The organism is Streptomyces sp. NPDC052012 (assembly GCF_040689265.1).
Classification (GTDB): Bacteria; Actinomycetota; Actinomycetes; order Streptomycetales; family Streptomycetaceae; genus Streptomyces.
This window is the reverse complement of record NZ_JBFAXA010000002.1, coordinates 127734-145126: the sequence shown is the minus strand read 5'-3', so window position 1 is coordinate 145126 and position 17393 is coordinate 127734. Positions and strand designations below refer to the sequence as shown.

General features: G+C 71.9%; 17 protein-coding genes. 11 read left to right on the top strand and 6 right to left on the bottom strand.

Annotation, left to right across the window (positions count from 1 at the left end):
• Positions 1–112 precede the first annotated feature (112 nt).
• Positions 113–754, top strand: a complete 642-nt coding sequence (locus AB0412_RS04365) for a TetR family transcriptional regulator (RefSeq protein ID WP_366400954.1) — start codon at positions 113–115, stop codon at positions 752–754.
• Between the two features lie 88 nt (positions 755–842).
• Here the strand turns inward: AB0412_RS04365 and def are convergent, their stop codons facing one another.
• Positions 843–1388: a peptide deformylase gene (gene def / locus AB0412_RS04360; RefSeq protein WP_366400953.1), complete on the bottom strand. Its 546-nt coding sequence runs from the start codon at positions 1386–1388 to the stop codon at positions 843–845.
• 148 nt (positions 1389–1536) lie between these two features.
• On the opposite strand from def, the gene AB0412_RS04355 reads away from it, so the two are divergent.
• The 5 genes from AB0412_RS04355 to AB0412_RS04335 all read left to right on the top strand — a co-directional run bounded on the left by AB0412_RS04355 (position 1537) and on the right by AB0412_RS04335 (position 6147).
• Positions 1537–2775, top strand: coding sequence for a MurT ligase domain-containing protein (locus tag AB0412_RS04355; RefSeq protein ID WP_366400952.1), 1239 nt, complete (start codon positions 1537–1539; stop codon positions 2773–2775).
• A gap of 17 nt (positions 2776–2792) precedes the next feature.
• Complete coding sequence (locus AB0412_RS04350) at positions 2793–3521, top strand: glutamine amidotransferase (RefSeq protein ID WP_366400951.1); 729 nt, start codon at positions 2793–2795, stop codon at positions 3519–3521.
• Positions 3522–3699: 178 nt separating this feature from the next.
• Positions 3700–4725, top strand: a complete 1026-nt coding sequence (locus AB0412_RS04345; protein ID WP_366400950.1) for a 6-phosphofructokinase — start codon at positions 3700–3702, stop codon at positions 4723–4725.
• A 183-nt stretch (positions 4726–4908) separates the two neighbouring features.
• On the top strand, positions 4909–5859 hold the full coding sequence (locus AB0412_RS04340) for a cytochrome c oxidase assembly protein (protein ID WP_366400949.1): 951 nt from the start codon (positions 4909–4911) through the stop codon (positions 5857–5859).
• A 111-nt stretch (positions 5860–5970) separates the two neighbouring features.
• Complete coding sequence (locus tag AB0412_RS04335; protein ID WP_030865508.1) at positions 5971–6147, top strand: membrane protein; 177 nt, start codon at positions 5971–5973, stop codon at positions 6145–6147.
• A 3-nt stretch (positions 6148–6150) separates the two neighbouring features.
• Here the strand turns inward: AB0412_RS04335 and AB0412_RS04330 are convergent, their stop codons facing one another.
• The 4 genes from AB0412_RS04330 to AB0412_RS04315 are packed head-to-tail and all read right to left on the bottom strand — an operon-like array spanning position 6151 to position 10208.
• Positions 6151–7353: a histidine kinase gene (locus AB0412_RS04330; RefSeq protein WP_366400948.1), complete on the bottom strand. Its 1203-nt coding sequence runs from the start codon at positions 7351–7353 to the stop codon at positions 6151–6153.
• The gene (locus AB0412_RS04325; protein ID WP_366400947.1) at positions 7350–9062 is read right to left on the bottom strand and encodes a cation acetate symporter; all 1713 of its coding nucleotides are present in this window, start codon (positions 9060–9062) and stop codon (positions 7350–7352) included. The genes AB0412_RS04330 and AB0412_RS04325 overlap by 4 nt, the downstream gene beginning before the upstream one ends.
• Before the next feature lie 19 nt (positions 9063–9081).
• Positions 9082–9441 carry a hypothetical protein gene (locus AB0412_RS04320; RefSeq protein ID WP_366400946.1) on the bottom strand — a complete coding sequence of 120 codons (360 nt, stop codon included), beginning with the start codon at positions 9439–9441 and terminating at the stop codon, positions 9082–9084.
• Positions 9442–9452: 11 nt separating this feature from the next.
• Entirely contained in the window at positions 9453–10208 is a 756-nt protein-coding gene (locus tag AB0412_RS04315; RefSeq protein WP_260825475.1) for a LytTR family DNA-binding domain-containing protein, read from the bottom strand.
• 98 nt (positions 10209–10306) lie between these two features.
• Between AB0412_RS04315 and AB0412_RS04310 the strand changes: the two genes are divergently transcribed.
• From AB0412_RS04310 to AB0412_RS04295, 4 genes are all read left to right on the top strand, one after another.
• Positions 10307–10810, top strand: a complete 504-nt coding sequence (locus AB0412_RS04310) for an Lrp/AsnC family transcriptional regulator (protein ID WP_366400945.1) — start codon at positions 10307–10309, stop codon at positions 10808–10810.
• 124 nt (positions 10811–10934) lie between these two features.
• A complete protein-coding gene (gene ddaH / locus AB0412_RS04305) occupies positions 10935–11747 on the top strand; it encodes a dimethylargininase (RefSeq protein WP_366400944.1) in 813 nt (270 codons plus the stop codon).
• Positions 11744–12970: an ornithine--oxo-acid transaminase gene (gene rocD / locus AB0412_RS04300; protein WP_366400943.1), complete on the top strand. Its 1227-nt coding sequence runs from the start codon at positions 11744–11746 to the stop codon at positions 12968–12970. The genes ddaH and rocD overlap by 4 nt, the downstream gene beginning before the upstream one ends.
• Positions 12971–13152: 182 nt before the next feature.
• Positions 13153–15615: a SpoIIE family protein phosphatase gene (locus AB0412_RS04295; RefSeq protein WP_366400942.1), complete on the top strand. Its 2463-nt coding sequence runs from the start codon at positions 13153–13155 to the stop codon at positions 15613–15615.
• A gap of 257 nt (positions 15616–15872) precedes the next feature.
• Here AB0412_RS04295 and AB0412_RS04290 read toward each other — a convergent pair whose 3' ends face one another.
• Complete coding sequence (locus AB0412_RS04290; RefSeq protein ID WP_366400941.1) at positions 15873–16322, bottom strand: RpiB/LacA/LacB family sugar-phosphate isomerase; 450 nt, start codon at positions 16320–16322, stop codon at positions 15873–15875.
• 332 nt (positions 16323–16654) lie between these two features.
• Between AB0412_RS04290 and AB0412_RS04285 the strand changes: the two genes are divergently transcribed.
• Positions 16655–17386, top strand: a complete 732-nt coding sequence (locus AB0412_RS04285; RefSeq protein WP_366400940.1) for a lysophospholipid acyltransferase family protein — start codon at positions 16655–16657, stop codon at positions 17384–17386.
• Positions 17387–17393 lie beyond the last annotated feature (7 nt).

Genomic DNA, 17393 nt, shown 5'->3' with positions numbered 1-17393 from the left:
GGGTAGGAAAAGTCAACTCCCGAGCACAGGTCGGTATCCCGTTCGATGGGCGGGCCGGTGGCAGTGTTAGTTTGCGCAGGCGTCACCGAACCAGCACTGGTGGGGAGAGCTCATGGACACCACACAGCGGACCGATCAGCAGCGGTCCGCCGACCGCCGCCGGCGCGAGTTGCTGGAGGCCGCCGACCGGGTGGTGCTGCGCGACGGTCCGCAGGCGTCGATGAACGCGATCGCGGCGGAGGCGGGGATCACGAAGCCGATTCTCTATCGGCACTTCGGTGACAAGGGCGGGTTGTACGCGGCGCTGGCGAAACGGCACACCGACGCCCTGCTCGACTCGCTGCGGGCCGCGCTGGACGCTCCCGCGGAGCGGCGGGAGCGGGTGGAGCACACGCTGGACACGTATCTCGCGGCGATCGAGGCGCGGCCTCAGGTGTACCGCTTCCTGATGCATCCGGCGGAGGGGTCGTCGGGGGACCAGGGGTTCGACGTGGGCAAGCACTCGGCGCCGTTGCTGCGGCGGATGGGTGAGGAGCTGGCGCAGGTCATCGAGGAGCGGGTGGATCTCGGGCCGGGAAGCCAGCAGCTGGCGCGGGTGTGGGGGCACGGGATCGTCGGCATGATGCATGCCGCCGGGGACTGGTGGCTCGGTGAGCGTCCTTGTTCTCGGGCCGAGTTGGTGCGGAGTCTGGCTGACCTGTTGTGGGGTCGTCTTGCCGCGGCGGGGGACAAGGTCGGAGGTCCGGGGTTCTGAGGATGGTGGGGCGGCTGCGGGTGCGTTGCGGCTTGTCGCGCCCACGCGGCGGAGCCGCCCATCGAGACAGCCCCGCACCCCAGGTAGGTCATCCGGGCCGGTGCCAGGAGGCGCGGCTTGCTCGGCGCATCAAGCGGCGGTGGCGCCAGCCCTTCAGGCGGTCCGCGTAGATCTTGCCCTCCAGGTGGTCGTACTCGTGTTGCAGGCATCTGGCGAACCAGCCTGTGCCGTGGATCGTCACCGGCTCGCCCGTCATCGTGACGCCCTCGATCACCGCGTGGTCGTAACGCTCCGTGCCCGCTTCCAGGCCCGGCAGGGACAGGCAGCCCTCCGGGCCCCGGATCACCACTCCGTCCGCCTCCACCAGGCGCGGGTTCACCACATGTCCGAGATGCCGGACATCCTCGTCGTCCGGGCAGTCGTAGACGAACACGCGCAGCGGTACGCCGATCTGGTTCGCCGCCAGGCCCACGCCCTGCGCCGCGTACATCGTCGCGAACAAGTCCTCCACCAGGCGGGCCAGTTCCGGGCCGAAGTCGGTGACCTCGCGGCAGGGGGCGTGCAGGACCGGGGCGCCGAGCAGGGTGAGGGGCCGCACGCGTCCGTGGACGCCGGGGATGGAGCCGTGTCGCATGGCGGCAAGAGTACGGTCCTTCCAGCAACGCCCGTCTCACGGTGGTGCCGCGGTTCTGGAGTGCGAATGGATCTCGATAGGCTGAGGTCCACACCACGTGGCCGTCAGGCACAAGGCGCGGCGCGTACGCAAGGAGGATCGAGAACTGATGGCAGGCAACTCGGACCCGCTCACGCCGCGGGCCAAGCTGGCCGTGACCGCGGGCAAGGCGGTCGCAGCGGCATCCCGCGCCGCCGGGCGCGGCAGCGGTTCGGTGATCGGCGGCCGGGTGGCGCTGAAACTCGACCCCGACCTCCTCGCGCGGCTCGCGCAGAACCTGGACTGCGTGCTGGTCTCGGCGACCAACGGCAAGACGACCACGACACGGCTGATCGCCGAGGCGCTGCGGGCCGCGGGGCCCGTGGTCTCCAACGCCCTCGGCGCCAACATGCCGGCCGGTATCACCTCGGCGCTCGCCGGTGGCTCGGACGCGAAGTTCGGCGTCATCGAGGTCGACGAGAAGTACCTCGCCGGGGTCGCCCGCGACACCGACCCGAAGTGCATCGCCCTGCTCAACCTCTCCCGCGACCAGCTGGACCGCGCCGCGGAGACCCGCATGCTCGCGGAGAACTGGCGTGAGGGGCTGGCCGGGTCCAAGGCCGTCATCGTCGCCAACGCCGACGACCCGCTGGTCGTATGGGCCGCCTCCTCGTCGCCCAACGTGATCTGGGTCGCCGCCGGGCAGATGTGGAAGGACGACGCCTGGTCCTGCCCGTCCTGCGGCGGCGTGATGCAGCGCCCCGGTGACGACTGGTTCTGCGGCGAGTGCGGCTTCCGCCGGCCCACGCCGAGCTGGGCACTGTCCGGCGACCACGTGCTCGACCCGCACGGGTCGGCCTGGCCCATCCACCTCCAGCTGCCGGGGCGCGCCAACAAGGCCAACGCCGCCAGCTCCGCCGCCGTCGCCGCCGTGTTCGGCGTGCCGCCGCAGGTCGCGCTGGAGCGCATGTACCAGGTGCAGGCCGTGGCCGGCCGCTACGACGTCGTGCAGTTCCAGGGACGGGATCTGCGGCTGCTGCTCGCCAAGAACCCCGCCGGCTGGCTGGAGACGTTCTCGCTCATCGACCCGCCGCCCACCCCGGTGATCCTCTCGGTGAACGCGCGCTCCGCCGACGGCACCGACACCTCCTGGCTGTGGGACGTCGACTACACCCGGCTCACCGGGCACCCGATCTGCGTCATCGGCGACCGGCGGCTGGACCTCGCGGTGCGGCTGGAGGTGGCCGACCAGCAGTTCCAGGTCTGCGAGAACCTCGACCAGGCGGTGGCCGCCTGCCCGCCGGGCCGCATCGAGGTCATCGCCAACTACACAGCCTTCCAGGACCTGCGCCGCCGCGTCGGCAACTGACAACTCAGGGGATTCTTGTGAGTGACAACAGCCTGCGGGTCGTCTGGATCTACCCCGACCTGCTCAGCACCTACGGCGACCAGGGCAACGTGCTCGTCGTGGAGCGCCGTGCGCGGCAGCGCGGCCTGGACGTGGCCCGGCTCGACGTGCGCAGCGACCAGCCGATCCCGACCTCCGGTGACATCTACCTGATCGGCGGCGGCGAGGACCGTCCGCAGCGGCTCGCGGCCGAGCGGCTGCGCCGGGACGGCGGACTGCACCGGGCGGTGGAGAACGGCGCGATCGTGTTCTCGGTGTGCGCCGGCTACCAGATCCTCGGTCACGAGTTCATCAACGACCTCGGCCAGCGCGAGCCCGGTCTCGGACTGCTCGACGTGGTGTCGGTGCGGGGTGAGGGTGCCCGGTGCGTGGGTGACGTGCTCGCCGACATCGACCCGCAGCTCGGGCTGCCGCCGCTGACGGGCTTCGAGAACCACCAGGGCATCACCCATCTGGGCCCGACGGCACGCCCGTTCGCACGGGTGCGTTTCGGCAACGGCAACGGCACGGGTGACGGCACGGAAGGCGCGTACAACGACACGGTGTTCGGCACCTACATGCACGGTCCGGTGCTGGCCCGCAATCCGCAGATCGCCGACCTGCTGCTGAAGCTGGCGCTCGACGTCAACGCGCTGCCGCCGACCGACGACCGGTGGTACGAGGCGCTGCGCAACGAGCGCATCGCGGCTGCGCAGCAGCCTGCGTGACGGCGTTCGTCACGGCGTTCTCGAGGCCCGTCTGACGGCTGGTCCGCACAGGTGAGCGGGGTCGTCCAGCAGGCGGACGCGAGGTGCGGCCCCGCCCCCTTCTGCCGCTAGGGTGGCGGGGATCGAGCCGGACAGCGCGGTCCGGTCCCGGCCCACATCGAGAAGGTTGTTTCGGGCTATGCGCATTGGTGTCCTCACGTCCGGCGGCGACTGCCCCGGCCTGAACGCCGTCATCCGGTCCGTCGTGCACCGTGCCGTCGCCGACCACGGCGACGAGGTCATCGGCTTCCGGGACGGCTGGAAGGGCCTCCTGGAGTGCGACTACCTCAAGCTCGACCTCGACGCGGTCAGCGGCATCCTCGCCCGCGGCGGCACGATCCTCGGCTCCTCCCGGGTGCGTCCCGAGCATCTGCGGGACGGTGTGGAGCGAGCCAAGGGACATGTCCGTGAGCTCGGCCTCGACGCGATCATCCCGATCGGCGGGGAAGGCACGCTCAAGGCGGCCCGGCTGCTGTCCGACAACGGTCTGCCGATAGTCGGCGTGCCGAAGACCATCGACAACGACATCGCGGTCACGGACGTCACCTTCGGCTTCGACACGGCCGTGGGCGTCGCCACCGAGGCCCTGGACCGGCTGAAGACCACCGCCGAGTCCCATCAGCGCGTGCTGATCGTGGAGGTCATGGGCCGCCACACCGGCTGGATCGCGCTGCACTCCGGCATGGCGGCGGGCGCCCACGCCATCGTCGTGCCCGAGCGGCCCTTCGACATCGACGAGTTGACGGCGAAGGTCGGCGAGCGGTTCTCGGCGGGCAAGCGGTTCGCGATCGTCGTCGCGGCGGAGGGGGCCAAGCCGAAGGCCGGGACGATGGACTTCGACGAGGGCGGCAAGGACATCTACGGTCACGAGCGGTTCGCGGGGATCGCGCGGCAGCTGTCCCTGGAGCTGGAGTCGCGGCTCGGGAAGGAGGCGCGGCCGGTGATCCTGGGGCATGTGCAGCGGGGTGGAACGCCGACCGCGTACGACCGGGTGCTGGCGACTCGTTTCGGGTGGCATGCGGTGGAGGCCGTGCACCGGGGTGAGTTCGGGATGATGACGGCGCTGAAGGGGACGGACATCGTGATGGTGTCGTTGGCCGAGGCCGTCGAGAGGCTGAAGACGGTGCCGGAGGGGCGGTACGCCGAGGCCGAGTGTGTGTTGTAGTCCCGGGTAGAGCTCGGGTTCTGCGGTTCGTCGCGGGCTGACGGTCGTATGTGGTTGATCGCGCAGTTCCCCGCGCCCCTGGAGGGGCGCTGCAGCTGACCCCGGTCGCAGAGGCGGCCGGGGTTCGCCGTAGTCTGTGGGGCGGACAGACTCGTACAACCCCCACGAATCAGGAGCCGGTGGATGGATCACAGCGGGCACGGCATGACCATGGATCTGCCGCCGTTCACGCTGGGGCGGGGGCTCGCCTGGTCGGCGGACCCGTTCTTTCTCGTCGCCTGTCTGCTGGCGCTGGCGCTGTACGGATGGGGTGTGGTGCGGCTGGTCCGGCGCGGTGACAAGTGGCCCGTCGGACGGACGGTCGCGTTCGTGCTCGGGGTCCTGAGTGTCGGGCTGATGATGTGCACCAAGCTGAACGACTACGGCATGGTCATGTTCAGCGTGCACATGGTGCAGCACATGATGATCAGCATGGTGTCGCCGATCCTCGTGCTGCTCGGCGCCCCCATCACTCTGGCCCTGCGGGCGCTTCCGACTGCGGGGCGGGGGCGCAAGGGGCCGCGTGAGCTGCTGCTGATGCTGCTGCACAGCCGGTACATGAAGATCGTCACCCACCCGGTGTTCACGATCCCGCTGTTCATCGCGAGCCTGTACGGGCTGTACTTCACCCCGCTGTTCGACTTCCTGATGGGGTCCAAGGTGGGGCACATCGCGATGATGGTGCACTTCCTCGCCGTCGGGCTGGTGTTCTTCTGGCCGATCATGGGCGTGGACCCGGGTCCGCACCGGCCGGGGTATCTGATGCGGATGCTGGAGCTGTTCGCGGGCATGCCGTTCCACGCGTTCTTCGGCATCGCGCTGATGATGGCGTCCACGCCGATGATCTCGACGTTCGAGAACCCGCCGGCCTCCCTCGGGATCGACGCGCTCTCCGACCAGAACGCGGCCGGTGGCATCGCCTGGGCGTTCAGCGAGGTCCCGTCCGTGCTGGTGCTGATCGCCCTGCTGTTCCAGTGGTACGCCTCGGACCAGCGGCAGGCCCGCCGCAAGGACCGCGCGGCCGACCGGGACGGGGACAAGGAGCTCGAGGCGTACAACGCCTACCTGGCCTCCCTGCACGCACGCGGAAACTGAGCGGGCGAGACCGGTGCGCCGACCGCCCGCGCGAAAACTGGGTGTCTGAACGCATGTGCGGACGGTGTCCAAGGGGCACCATGGAGGGAACCGCATGAGGAGGGTGTTGCGATGCCCGGTTCCACGAACGGTTCCACCTCGACGAAGACCATGGGAGTGCTCACCGTCGGCGGGCTCGTCGCCGTCACGGCCTACACGGTGGCGCTCGGCAGCAACGGCTGGCTGTGGTTCGGCTGGGTCGTCCTGGGCCTGATCACCCTCGGTATGGTCGCGACGCGCAGCACCTGAGCCTCATCCCCCGAGCCGCGCCGCGGAGTGCACGCCCGGCTGGTATTTCGGCAGCCGGACGGTGATCTTCATGCCCGCGCCCACGGCGGTCTCGATGACGAGGCCGTAGTCGTCGCCGTACACCTGACGGAGCCGGTCGTCGACGTTGGACAGGCCGATGCCGCCCGTGGGGCTGACCTCTCGGGCGAGGATGCGGCGCAGCAGGCCGGGGTCCATCCCGGCGCCGTCGTCCTCGATGACGACCAGGGCCTCGGCGCCCGTGTCCTGCGCCGTGATCTGGATGTGGCATGTGTCCGCCTTGCCCTCCAGGCCGTGCTTGACGGCGTTCTCCACCAGGGGCTGGAGGCACAGGAACGGCAGGGCGACCGGCAGTACTTCGGGGGCGATCTGGAGGGTGACGGAGAGGCGGTCGCCGAAGCGTGCCCGCACCAGCGCCAGGTAGTGGTCGATGGCGTGGAGCTCGTCGGCGAGGGTGGTGAAGTCGCCGTGCCGGCGGAACGAGTAGCGGGTGAAGTCGGCGAACTCCAGCAGCAGCTCGCGGGCCCGCTCGGGGTCGGTGCGGACGAAGGACGCGATCACCGCGAGCGAGTTGAAGATGAAGTGCGGGGAGATCTGGGCGCGCAGGGCCCTGATCTCGGCCTCGATGAGACGGGTGCGGGACTGGTCGAGGTCGGCGAGCTCCAGCTGGACCGAGACCCAGCGGGCGACCTCCCCGGCGGCCCGGACCAGGACCGCCGATTCGCGGGGCGCGCAGGCGACGAGGGCGCCGTGCACCCGGTCGTCGACGGTCAGCGGGGCGACGACGGCCCAGCGCACCGTGCAGTCGGGGGTGTCGCAGGTGAGCGGGAAGGCCTCGCCGCGGCCGGTGTCGAGGGGGCCGGCGAGGCGTTCCATGATCTCGCCGCGGTGATGGGAGCCGACGCCGTCCCAGACCAGGACCCGCTCGCGGTCGGTGAGGCACAGGGCGTCCGTGCCGAGCAGGGAGCGCAGCTTGCGGGCGGATTTGCGGGCGGTCTCCTCGGTGAGCCCCGCGCGCAGCGGCGGTGTGGCCAGGGAGGCGGTGTGCAGGGTCTCGAAGGTGGCGTGCTCGACGGGCGTGCCGAGTCCGGCGAGGCTGGCCGGGCGGGCGGTGCGCCGGCCCAGCCAGAAGCCGGCGGCGAGCAGGGGCAGTACGGCGACGAGGAGGCCGGCGAGGAAGCCGCTCATGCGGACACCTCCGTGCGCAGTTCCTCGGGGAGGTGGAACCGGGCGAGTACACCCGCCGTGCCGGGCGGCACGCGGCCGGGAGTGGCCAGGGAGACGAGGATCATGGTGAGGAAGCCGAGGGGCACCGACCACAGGGCGGGCCAGGCGAGCAGGGCGTGCCAGGTGCCCTCGCCCGGGTAGCCGGTCATGGTCGCTGCGACCGCGAGGAAGGCGGAACCGCCGCCCACCAGCATCCCGGCGGCCGCGCCCGGCGGGGTGAGCCTGCGCCACCAGATGCCGAGGACGAGCAGAGGGCAGAACGAGGAGGCGGACACGGCGAAGGCGAGCCCTACGGCGTCGGCCACGGGCAGGCCGCCGACCAGGATGCTCGCGGCCAGCGGGACGGCCATGGCGAGCACCGTGCCGAGCCGGAAGTGCCGCACGCCCCGGGAGGGCAGCACGTCCTGGGTGAGCACCCCGGCGACGGCCATGGTCAGCCCCGACGCCGTGGACAGGAAGGCCGCGAAGGCGCCCCCGGCGACCAGCGCGCCGAGCAGATCCCCGCCCACTCCCCCGATCATCCGGTCGGGCAGCAGCAGCACGGCCGCGTCGGCGTTGCCGGTGAGGGTCAGCTCGGGGGCGTACAGGCGGCCGAGGGCGCCGTAGACGGGCGGCAGCAGGTAGAACGCGCCGATCAGGCCGAGGACCGCGACGGTGGTGCGGCGGGCGGCGACTCCGTGCGGGCTGGTGTAGAAGCGGACGACGACGTGCGGCAGGCCCATGGTGCCGAAGAAGGTGGCGAGGATCAGGCCGTACGTGGCGTACAGCGGGCGTTCCTCGCGGGACTCGGCGCGGGACGGGGACAGGGCGTCGTCGGCGCCGCGTCCGGCGGCGGGGACCTCGGTGCCCTTCGCGAAGGTCAGGCGGGTGCCGCTGTCGATGTGGTGGGTGCCGGAGGGGAGCACGAGGTCGGTGCCGTCGTGGGCGCGGCCGTCGACGGTGCCGTCCACGGTCACGGGCAGCGGCTTGTCCAGCCGGAGGTCGAGGCTGTCCTCGACGCGGACGACCCGCTGCTCGCGGAAGGCGGCCGGCTCGTCGAAGGCGTGGCTGGGGGCGCCGTCACGCTGCCAGGCGAGGACCAGGAAGAGGGCGGGGACGAGCAGGGCGGTGAGTTTGAGCCAGTACTGGAAGGCCTGCACGAAGGTGATGCTGCGCATGCCGCCCGCGGCGACGATGACGGTCACCACGACGGCGACGATCAGCCCGCCCAGCCAGTCCGGCGCCCCGGTGAGGACGTTCAGGGTGAGCCCGGCGCCCTGCAGCTGGGGCAGCAGATACAGCCAGCCGACGCCGACCACGAAGGCGCCCGCGAGCCGCCGTACCGCGTGCGAGGCGAGCCGGGCCTCGGCGAAGTCGGGCAGCGTGTAGGCGCCGGAGCGGCGTAGCGGGGCGGCGACGAAGAGGAGCAGCACCAGGTAGCCGGCGGTGTAGCCGACCGGGTACCAGAGCATGTCCGGGCCCTGGACCAGGACGAGCCCGGCGATGCCGAGGAAGGAGGCGGCGGAGAGGTACTCGCCGCTGATGGCGGCGGCGTTGAGGCGGGGGCCGACGGTGCGGGAGGCGACGTAGAAGTCGGAGGTGGTGCGGGATATGCGCAGGCCGAAGGCGCCCACGAGGACGGTCGCCAGGACGACCAGGGCGACGGCTGGGACGGCGTAGCTGGAGTTCACGGCCCGTGCGGTCCTTGTCTCAGCGGTCCTCGACGAGCCGTACGAAGTCGCGTTCGTTGCGTTCGGCGCGGCGGACGTACCAGCGGGCGAGCAGGACCAGCGGGGCGTAGAGCCCGAAGCCGAGGACCGCCCACTCCAGGCGGCGGGCGTCGGGGGCGGCGGCGAAGACCAGGGGGAGCGGGCCGATCAGCAGGGCGAGAACGGCGAAGACGCTGAGTCCGGCGCGCAGCTGGGTGCGCATCAGGGAGCGGACGTAGGTGTGGCCGAGGGTGGTCTGCTCGTCGATCTCGGTGCGCGGCCGGTAGTAGCCGGAGGCGCGGCCGGCGCGACGGGGCGGGCCGGTGACGACCACGCGGCGTTCGGTGGGGTCCTGGGGCATGCGGTCTCCCCCTAGCTCGTGGTCCGGCGCATCAGCAGGTCCCGCAGTTCCCGGGCGTGCCGCCTGCTGACCTGCAGTTCCTCGGAGCCGATCAGGACGCTGACGGTGCCCGCGTCCAGGCGCAGCTCGCCGATGTGGCGCAGGGCCACCAGATGGCGGCGGTGGATGCGGACGAAGCCGCGGGAGCGCCAGCGCTCCTCGAGGGTGGACAGCGGGATCCGGACGAGGTGGCTGCCCTTGTCGGTGTGCAGGCGGGCGTAGTCGCCCTGGGCCTCGACATGGGTGATGTCGTCGACGGCGACGAAGCGGGTCACGCCGCCGAGCTCGACGGGTATGTGGTCCGGGTCGGGTTCGCTGACCGGGATGCGTGGGGCGGTGCCGCGCTGTGCGGCGGCCCGGCGGACGGCTTCGGCCAGCCGTTCCTTGCGCACGGGCTTGAGGACGTAGTCCACCGCCTTGAGATCGAAGGCCCGCACGGCGAAGTCCTCGTGGGCGGTGACGAACACGACGAGCGGCGGCCGGGCGAAGCCGGTGAGCAGCCGGGCGAGGTCGAGTCCGTCGAGGCCGGGCATCTGGATGTCGAGGAAGACCACGTCGATGGCCTCGGGCCCGTCGGGTCCCGACTCCAGGGCGCGGTTGATGCGGCGCAGCGCCTCGGTCGCGTCGCCGGCGCCCTCGGCACTGCCGATGCGCGGGTCCGCGTTCAGCAGGTACAGCAGTTCCTCCAGCGAGGGACGTTCGTCGTCGACGGCCAGGGCGCGCAGCATGAAGCGGAGTGTAGGGGCGAGGCCGTCGTCTGGTACATGGCCGGACGTGGGCGTTCTCGCCGGACACGGTGTCGCGGCGCGCTGGATACAGTGCCCGCATGAACAGCAGGCCCGCGTCGTTCGACGAGCTCGACCGGAAGATCGTCACCGCTCTGATGGCGAACGCCAGGACGTCCTTCGCCGAGATCGGCGGGGCGATCGGGTTGTCGTCGACGGCGGTCAAGCGCCGGGTGGACCGGCTGCGCGAGACCGGGGTGATCACGGGCTTCACGGCGACCGTGCGGCCGTCGGCGCTGGGCTGGCGCACCGAGGCGTACGTCGAGGTGTACTGCGAGGGCGCGGCGCCGCCGAGGCGGCTCGCGGAGGTGGTGCGCGCGTATCCGGAGATCGCCGCGGCGATGACGGTGACCGGCGGGGCGGACGCGCTGCTGCATGTGCGGGCGCGGGACGTGGAGCACTTCGAGGAGGTGCTGGAGCGGATCCGTGCGGAGCCGTTCATCCGGAAGACGATCAGCGTGATGGTGCTGTCCCATCTGCTGCCGGACAGTCCGGAGGCCGGCGCGAGTCAGCTCGCCCCGGACGGCGCAACGGACGTGCGCTGAGCGGTCGGGATGCGCAGTATTGCTGCGTGAAGACGCAGCTCTTGTTTCTTGTCGCCCCTCGGGGTCGCTTCCTAACGTGGAGTCATCCCTAGTCGACAGCGCGTGGAAGCGGAGGAACCCCTTCGTGCCCGAGTCCCGTGTGGCGTCCCGGCGGCGATACCTCGTCTGTGAACCCAGATTCTTCGCCGTGCGGTACGCGATCAATCCCTGGATGGATCCCGACCGTCCCGTCGACGTCTCGCTCGCCCAGCGGCAGTGGCGGACGCTCGTCGACACCTATCGCGATCACGGTCATACCGTGGAGACCGTGGAGCCGGTGCCCTCTCTGCCCGACATGGTGTTCGCCGCGAACGCGGCGGTCGTCGTGGAGGGCCGGGTGCTCGGCTCGCTGTTCCACGCGCCCGAGCGGCGCCCCGAGTCCCTGCCGTACGACACCTGGTTCAAGGCGGAGGGCTTCGACGTCCACCACCCCGAGTCGGTGTGCGAGGGCGAGGGCGATCTGGTGCCGGCCGGGCGCTGGATCCTCGCGGGCACCGGATTCCGGACCACCCGGGAGGCGCACCGCGAGGCGCAGGAGTTCTTCGGAGTGCCGGTGATCAGCCTGACGCTGGTGGAACCGTACTTCTACCACCTGGACACGGCGCTGTTCGTACTGGACGGTGAGAACGTCGCGTACTACCCGGAGGCGTTCTCGCCCGGCAGCCGCGAGGTCCTGGAGCGGCTGTACCCGGACGCGGTCATCGCCACCCGGGAGGACGCGATGGCCTTCGGTCTGAACTCCGTCTCCGACGGACGCCATGTGTTCATCTCGCCGGGGGCGACGGCCCTCGCCGCCCAGCTCGCCGACCGCGGCTACGTTCCCGTCCCCGTCGATCTGTCCGAGTTCCACAAGGCAGGCGGCGGTATCAAGTGCTGCACTCAGGAGATCCGCTCATGACCTCTGTCGCCCGTACGCGTTCGTCCGCCGAGCTGATCGGCGCGGAGGAGCCGGTCCTCGCGCACAACTACCACCCGCTGCCCGTGGTCGTGGCCCGCGCGGAGGGCACCTGGGTGGAGGACGTGGAGGGCCGCCGCTACCTCGACATGCTGGCCGGCTACTCGGCGCTGAACTTCGGCCACCGGCACCCGGCGCTGATCGAGGCGGCGCACCGCCAGCTGGACCGGCTCACGCTGACCTCGCGCGCGTTCCACAACGACCGTCTCGCCGAGTTCGCGGAGCGGCTGGCCGCGCTGATCGGTCTGGACATGGTGCTGCCGATGAACACCGGCGCGGAGGCGGTGGAGAGCGCGGTGAAGGTGGCCCGCAAGTGGGCCTACGACGTGAAGGGCGTCCCGGCCGACCGGGCGACGATCGTGGTCGCGTCGGACAATTTCCACGGCCGTACGACGACGATCGTCAGCTTCTCGACGGACGAGGTCGCGCGGACGGGTTTCGGCCCGTTCACCCCGGGCTTCCGGATCGTGCCGTACAACGACCTGGCGGCGATGCAGGCGGCGGTCGACGACACGACGGCCGCGGTGCTGATCGAGCCGATCCAGGGTGAGGCGGGTGTGATCGTTCCGGACGACGGCTATCTGGCGGGCGTGCGGGAGCTGACGCGCCGCAAGGGCTGCCTGTTCATCGCGGACGAGATCCAGTCGGGGCTGGGCCGCACCGGTCGCACGCTGGCGGTGGAGCACGAGTCGGTGGTGCCGGACGTGGTGCTGCTCGGCAAGGCGCTGGGCGGCGGGATCGTCCCGGTGTCGGCGGTCGTGGCCCGGCGGGAGGTACTTCAGGTGCTGCACCCCGGTGAGCACGGCTCCACGTTCGGCGGCAATCCGCTGGCCGCGGCGGTCGGTACGGCGGTGGTGGAGCTGCTGGAGACGGGCGAGTTCCAGCGCCGGGCGGCGGAGCTGGGCGTGGTGCTGCGCGGGGGCCTTCAGTCGCTGGCCGGCAAGGGCGTCGTGGGCTTCCGCACGCGCGGTCTGTGGGCCGGCGTCGACATCGACCCGGCCCTCGGCACGGGCCGCGACATCAGCGAACGCCTGATGCAGGAAGGCATCCTCGTCAAGGACACCCACGGCTCCACCATCCGCCTGGCCCCGCCGCTGACGATCACGGCGGACGAGTTGCAGGGCGCCCTGGGCACGCTGGAGAAGGTGCTGGCCCAGGGAGCCTGACGAGCCGGAGCCCGCGCCTGCCGCTCGCCGTGTCCCTGCGGCCGTGGGCGGCGTCCCTGCGGCCGTGTCGGCCCACGGCGCACCTCTCAGCCGGATCCCACCCGAAGCGCCCCGTTTCCGGGCAAGGGTGAAGATTGAGGCATGAGGTGGTAGACCACTCTCAGGCGACAGAGAGGTCGGCCGTGGGCGGACACAAGGAGCAGGACGTGGCCCGGCAGGGGTTCGACGTGGCCGACGCCGCTCCCCTGTTGCTCGATCCGCAGGGCGTCGTGGCGGGCTGGACCGCACGGGCCGAGCGGCTGCTCGGGTACACGGCGTCCGAGGCGGTCGGCAGGAAACTGGCCGAGCTGCTGACCGCCGAGGCCGCCGAGCGGGTGCCGGAGCTCGTCGAGCGGTGCCGGGTGGACGGCGGCTGGGCCGGGCTGCTGACGGCCCGGCACCGCGACGGGCGGCCCGTCGGTGTCATCGTGCGGGTCACGCCGACGGTGGAACCCAAGGGCCGTACGTCGCTGCTGGTCCTGCTGTCGGAGCCGGCCGGCGCCTCCGGCGGGGCCCTGAGCCGCACGGTGCTGGAGCAGATGGTCGCCGGATCGCCGATCGGGATCGCGATCGTGGACACGAACCTGAGGTTCGTGTGGTCGAACACCGCGCTGGAACAGTTCGGCGGCGGCAGCGCCGAGCAGCGCCTCGGCCTGCGGTTCGCCGACGTCCAGCCGGGACTGGACGCCGAGGCCGTCGAGGCCCGGATGCGCCACGTGCTGCGCACCGGCGAACCGGTGGTCGGCTACGAGCACGTCGGCCGCATCCGCTCGGCGCCGCTGCGCGAGACCGCTCACATGCTCTCCTTCACCCGCCTCGACGACGAGCGGGGCCGCCCGATCGGCGTGTACTACACGGTCGTCGACATCACCGACCGGCACCGCGCCCGTCAGCGCCTCGCGCTGCTCGACCGGGCCGGTGAGCACATCGGCCGGTCCCTGGACATCATGCGCACCGCGCAGGAGCTGGCCGACGTCGTCGTGCCGGGGCTCGCGGACGTCGTCACCGTGGATCTCCTGGAGACCGTGCTCGGGGGCGCCGAGCTGCCGCCCGGACCGCTCGCGGAGACCGACACCGTGGCGCTGCGCCGTGCGGGCCAGAAGGCGTCGCAGGGGGAGCTGCCGCAGACGGTGGTGGAGATCGGCGGGGTGGCCGGCTATCTGGCCGGCTCGCCGCCGGTGCGCTGTCTGACCACGGGCCGCTCCTGGCGGCAGGACGAGCTGACCCCGCTCGCCCTCGAATGGGCCGTGGGCACGGCGGGCGAGCGGGAGAACACGTTCCTGGAGCTGGGTCTGCAGAGCGTGATGATCGTGCCGATCCGCGCCCGGGGCGTCACCCTCGGCGTGACCACGTTCTTCCGGCGCCACCGCCGGCAGCCCTTCGACCAGGACGACACGCATCTCGCCGAGGAGCTGGTCTCGCGCGCCGCCCTCTGCGTGGACAACGCCCGCCGCTACACCAGGGAGCGGGACGCCGCCCTCGTCCTGCAGCGCAGCCTGCTCCCCCGCCGGCTGCCCGAGCAGGACGCCGTCGAGGTGTCCGCCTGCTACCGCCCGGCCGACGAGCTGACGGGCCTCGGCGGCGACTGGTACGACCTGATCCCGCTGTCCGGGGCGCGGGTCGCGCTGGTCGTCGGGGAGGTCCCCGGGCACGGCATCGACGCCGCCGCGGCGATGGGCCGGCTGCGGACGGCGGTGCGGACGCTGGCCGCGCTGGACCTGCCGCCGGAGGAGGTGCTGGCGCACCTGGACGACCTGGTGGGCCGCTCCGCGGGGGACGAGGGCTCCGCCGGTGGGACCGAGGGCACCTACGGGCAGTCCGTGGGGGCCGGCTGTGTGTACGTCGTCTACGACCCGGTCGACGGCCGGTGCACGATGGCCGCGGCGGGCCATCCCGCGCCCGCCATGGTGACGCCCGACGGGGCGGTCGGCTTCGTCGAACTGCCGCAGGGCCCGGCGCTCGGGGTGGGTGGCCCGCCGTTCGAGTCGGTGGAACTGACCCTGGCGGAGGGCACCACGCTGGCGCTGCACACCGACGGTCTGCTGGCCCGCGACGACGAGGCCCAGGCCGCCGCCGGCACCGAACAGGAGCGGCTGCGCGCGGCACTGGAGGAACGGTTCCCCACGCTGGAACGGCGGTGCCGGGCGGTCGTGGACGCGCTGGCCCCGGCCCGCCCGTACGACGACGTGGCGCTGCTGATGGCGCGCACGAAGCGGCTGGCCGCCGGGCAGGTCGCCGTCTGGGACCTGCCGGCGGACCCGGCGGTCGTGGCCGAGGCCCGCAGGACGGTCGTCCGGCAGCTGACGCAGTGGGGCCTTCAGGAGCTGGTCTTCACCACGGAGCTGGTGGTCAGCGAGCTGGTCACCAACGCCATCCGGTACGCCACCGGCCCGGTCCGGCTGCGGCTGATCCGCGAGCGCGCGCTGGTGTGCGAGGTCTTCGACGGCGGTGCCACCGCGCCCCATCTGCGCCATCCGCGCGCCATGGACGAAGGCGGCCGGGGCCTGCTGCTGGTGTCCCAGCTGGCCCAGCGGTGGGGCACCCGCTTCGTGGCCGACGGAAAGATCATCTGGGCCGAGCAGTCCCTGACCGGACCGGCGGAGTGACCGCGCGCAGAGCTCTCCCGGGACTGCCCGGACGCCGGCCCCGGTCCCTAGGGGGTGTCCGCAAAGTCGCGTCGTCCGCCCGAAGGGCGGGCCCTGCGGCGTCCGGTGCGTGCTCTCGGTGTGCCGGGCGGACATCCGCGTACTGGTTGTACTCGGGTGTCCGCCCGGTGCGGCGAGTGGGGGCACCTCCCACGCCCTTGAGGCAGTGGGGGAGCGTGCCGGGCGTCGCAGGGCAGGCGGGACTTTGCGGACACCCCCTAGGCGCGCGGCGCGTCGAGGCGGGTCACGTGGTCGACGTTGAGCCGGTCCTCGGCGTCGTCGCTGGGCGCGCCGGCGAACCAGGCGTCGAGGATCTCCTTCAGCAGCGGCTCGGACGTCAGCCGCAGGCTCAGCGCCAGCACGTTGGCGTCGTTCCAGCGGCGCGCTCCGTCCGCCGTGTAGGCGTCGGTGCACAGCGCGGCCCGCACGCCGGGCACCTTGTTGGCGGCGATGGAGGCGCCCGTGCCGGTCCAGCAGCACACCACCGCCTGGTCCGCCGTGCCGTTCGCGACCTCGCGGACGGCGGACTCGGTGCAGACGGCCCACTGGGTGTCGTCCCCGGGGCTCAGCGCGCCGTGCGGACGCACCTCGTGACCGCGCTCGCGCAGTTCGGCGACGAGCGCCCTGGCCACGGGTTCGTCCATGTCGGAGGAGACGGAGATCCTCATACCTCGGAGCCTACTCGGCCACCGTGCCGGCCGGGAACGCGCGCCGGGCAGCCCGCCGGACACCCCCTGTGATCCGGTCATGCGCGTCGATCGGGTTGCCCTGCGGCGGTGATCGGCAGGAGGCTGTTGCGGTGGCCCTCCCCAGCCGCACGCGTCCCCGCCGGCGCTTTCGCTGACGGGCGTTCAGGCGCCCGGCGCGGTCCCGGTCCGGTCCGGTCGGACGTGGTGCCGGGCCGCCCGGCCCGGACCTACACTGGCACCCCTACGACGTGCCGGTTGACCTGCTGGAACACGGTGGGCGAGCCCGTCCGCCCGAGTCGAGGAGCGTGCCCTTGTTCTACTACCTGCTCAAATACGTGCTGCTGGGCCCGCTGCTGAGACTGGTCTTCCGGCCGCGAATAGAGGGCCTGGAGCACGTACCGCCGAGCGGAGCCGCCATCGTCGCGGGCAACCATCTGTCCTTCTCGGACCACTTCCTGATGCCCGCGGTACTCAAACGGCGCATCACCTTCCTGGCCAAGGCCGAGTACTTCACGGGCCCCGGCATCAAGGGCAGGCTGACCGCGTTCTTCTTCCACAGCGCGGGCCAGATCCCGGTGGACCGCTCCGGCAAGGAGGCGGGTCAGGCGGCGATCCGCGAGGGTCTCGGCGTACTGAGCAAGGGCGAACTCCTCGGCATCTACCCCGAGGGCACCCGGTCGCACGACGGCCGTCTGTACAAGGGCAAGGTCGGCGTCGCCGTGATGGCCCTCAAGGCGGGCGTCCCGGTGATCCCCTGCGCGATGATCGGCACGTTCGAGGCGCAGCCGCCCGGAAAGGTCGTCCCCCGCATCCACCCCGTGCGGATCCGCTTCGGCGAGCCCCTGGACTTCTCGCGCTACGCCGGCATGGAGAACGAGAAGGCGGTGCTGCGCGCCGTCACCGACGAGATCATGTACGCGATCCTCGCCCTGTCCGGGCAGGAGTACGTCGACAAGTACGCGGCCGTCGCCAAGGCCGAGGAGGCCGGGCACCAGGGCCGGGCCGAGGAGAAGCGGCGGTTCCCCCGGCTCCCCCAGCGCTGATCACCCG